Consider the following 2,352-nt stretch of genomic DNA (forward strand, 5'->3'; position numbering starts at 1 on the left):
TGATGGCAACAGATTTACGTGCTTCATTCTCACTTGTTCTTGCTGCATTAGTTGCAGAAGGTGAGACGCTGGTTGATCGTATCTATCATATCGATCGTGGCTATGAACATGTTGAAGATAAATTACAAAGTTTAGGCGCTCAAATTAAGCGAGTAAAAGGATGAATGACTTAAGAAACGATGATCCAAATTTTGATGTAATGGGTAATTTTGATCATGGTTTAACTTTAGCGCTCAGTAAAGGTCGTATTTTAAAAGAAACATTGCCGTTACTTGAAAATGCAGGCATTAATTTACTTGAAGATCCAGATAAGTCACGTAAATTGATTTTCCCAACAACACATAAAAAAGTACGAATTTTAATTTTGCGTGCTTCTGATGTACCTACTTATGTTGAAAATGGTGCGGCGGATTTTGGTGTGGCGGGTAAAGATGTATTGATGGAACATGGTGCGCAACATGTTTATGAGTTACTTGATCTAAAGATTGCCAATTGTAAGTTGATGACTGCTGGTAAAGTGGGAATGGAACGACCAAAAGGTCGTTTAAAAATCGCGACCAAATATGTCAATTTAACTCGTCAATATTATGCAAGCTTAGGTGAGCAAGTTGATGTCATCAAACTATATGGATCAATGGAATTAGCGCCATTGGTTGGTTTGGGGGATTATATTGTCGATGTTGTTGATACTGGCAATACCTTACGTGCCAATGGCTTAGAGCCATTAGAGGAAATTTGCAAAGTTTCTTCGCGCTTAATTGTGAATAAGGCAAGTTTTAAACGTAAACAAGCGATCTTAAATCCAATTTTGACTCAGCTTGAAGAGGCGATCAAAAATCGTTAATCGTATTTTTGAATTAAAAAGGTCAACTGAGGTTGGCCTTTTTATTTGAGTTTTTCTGGATTTCGTAATATGTAGATATCAGAGATTTGTGATTGATTGAAATTAAAAGTGATTGCAGTTACATAGGTCTGGTTGTGGTCGTACAGTTTGAAACCAAGATTGCCATTCAAGAGACATATTTTCCAAGATAACTCATTCCACGCAATAAAGAGCAAACGTTCAAAGAAGCGTAATACATCCGATTGACCTATAAATGGGTGACGAATTGCAGAGACCTTGCCGCCACCATCTGCTGCAATTTGGATATCTTGACTCAGTAACTCTTTAAGTCGTTCAATATTCTGAGAATGAACAGCATCTTTAAAAGCATGAAGCAGGACAAGTTGTCGTGAGGAGGGAATCGTTGAAAGTATTTTAGATTCTGACTTGATATGTTTCCGCCCACGAGTCACTAATTGTCGACAATAGCTTTGAGTCTCTTGTAGAAACTCTGAAATTTCGATGTAATCAAAATTGAAAATATCATGCAGTAAATAGGCTGCTCGTTCTTTGGCGGAAAGTTTTTCTAATACTAAAAGAAAAGCGGTAGAAAGCGTGTAATCGGATTCAATGGATAAGTCTTCTGACTGATCATATGGCTCGGGTAGCCAAGTTCCAATATATTCAGTTCGAGATTTATGATGCGAACGTAGAAGATCAATACAGTGGCGAGTGCATACAGCGGTTAGCCAAGCTTGTGGATTGATAATATCTTGTTTAGGTTGTTGCTGCCATTTGATTAAAATTTCTTGTAAAACATCCTCAGTTTCATGTATTGACCCTAAAAGTCGATAGGCAAGGCCAAACAAAAATGCTCGGCTTGCCTGAAATAGCTTTAAATCTTCATTACTGAAATTTGTGGTCGTATTCATTTGATTTTAGTGTTGAGCGATACCAATACGATTCCATAAATTAATCATACCAATGAGTAAAGTTAAAGCAGAGATTTGCGCTTCACTGAAATATTGAAGTAACACAACACGAAGAGGTTCATAGTCTGTTTGAACTTGTAGTGTTGTCAAAGCTTCTACCCAAGCAAATGCAGCTTTTTCTTGTACATTGAAATCTGAGCAGTGTCTCCAAACAATTAATCGATCCAAACGTGTTTGTGTTTCACCATCTGCGAGTGCTTCAGTAATGTGCATTTTGACGCAAAATGCGCGTTGATTGATTTGGGAGGCTCTGAGTAAGACAAGATGATACAGTGAACGTTCGATGAGTGTTGATTGCTCAATATATTGATGAACTTGTTGTAAATAGTGAATTGCATCTGGTAGATGTTTTTGCGGGTGGATATTATGACTCGACATTTTTATTTCCTAATTACAGCGGATTTGCTAATAAACTGACGATTCAGGGATATAAATTGTGACAGTTAAAAATACATTTAATTATAAATAATTGTATTTGTTATAAAAATTCTTAGTTTCTTTATAGTGTTTACTATTTTTCATTGAAAATTAATCATT

The 2,352-nt window shown here is 36.3% G+C and carries 3 protein-coding genes and 1 pseudogene; 2 read left to right on the forward strand and 2 right to left on the reverse strand.

Annotation, left to right across the window (positions count from 1 at the left end):
- Window positions 1–164, forward strand: a pseudogene (locus tag B4237_RS13990) (UDP-N-acetylglucosamine 1-carboxyvinyltransferase); the annotation flags it as partial.
- Window positions 161–844 carry an ATP phosphoribosyltransferase gene (hisG, locus tag B4237_RS13995; RefSeq protein WP_004881446.1) on the forward strand — a complete coding sequence of 228 codons (684 nt, stop codon included), beginning with the start codon at window positions 161–163 and terminating at the stop codon, window positions 842–844. The pseudogene B4237_RS13990 and the gene hisG, both read left to right, overlap by 4 nt.
- Before the next feature lie 41 nt (window positions 845–885).
- Here hisG and B4237_RS14000 read toward each other — a convergent pair whose 3' ends face one another.
- Complete coding sequence (locus B4237_RS14000; protein ID WP_286943602.1) at window positions 886–1,755, reverse strand: sigma-70 family RNA polymerase sigma factor; 870 nt, start codon at window positions 1,753–1,755, stop codon at window positions 886–888.
- Between the two features lie 6 nt (window positions 1,756–1,761).
- Complete coding sequence (locus B4237_RS14005) at window positions 1,762–2,193, reverse strand: carboxymuconolactone decarboxylase family protein (protein WP_286943604.1); 432 nt, start codon at window positions 2,191–2,193, stop codon at window positions 1,762–1,764.
- Window positions 2,194–2,352: the final 159 nt, after the last annotated feature.

The sequence above is a fragment of the Acinetobacter sp. UBA6526 genome (assembly GCF_002434875.1).
GTDB classification, from domain to species: domain Bacteria; phylum Pseudomonadota; class Gammaproteobacteria; order Pseudomonadales; family Moraxellaceae; genus Acinetobacter; species Acinetobacter venetianus.

Bases quoted from the DNA above. Each gene is read 5' to 3' on its own strand.
- hisG (WP_004881446.1), top strand. From the start codon at position 161: ATGAATGACTTAAGAAACGATGATCCAAATTTTGATGTAATGGGTAAT.
- B4237_RS14000 (WP_286943602.1), bottom strand. From the start codon at position 1,755: ATGAATACGACCACAAATTTCAGTAATGAAGATTTAAAGCTATTTCAG.
- B4237_RS14005 (WP_286943604.1), bottom strand. From the start codon at position 2,193: ATGTCGAGTCATAATATCCACCCGCAAAAACATCTACCAGATGCAATT.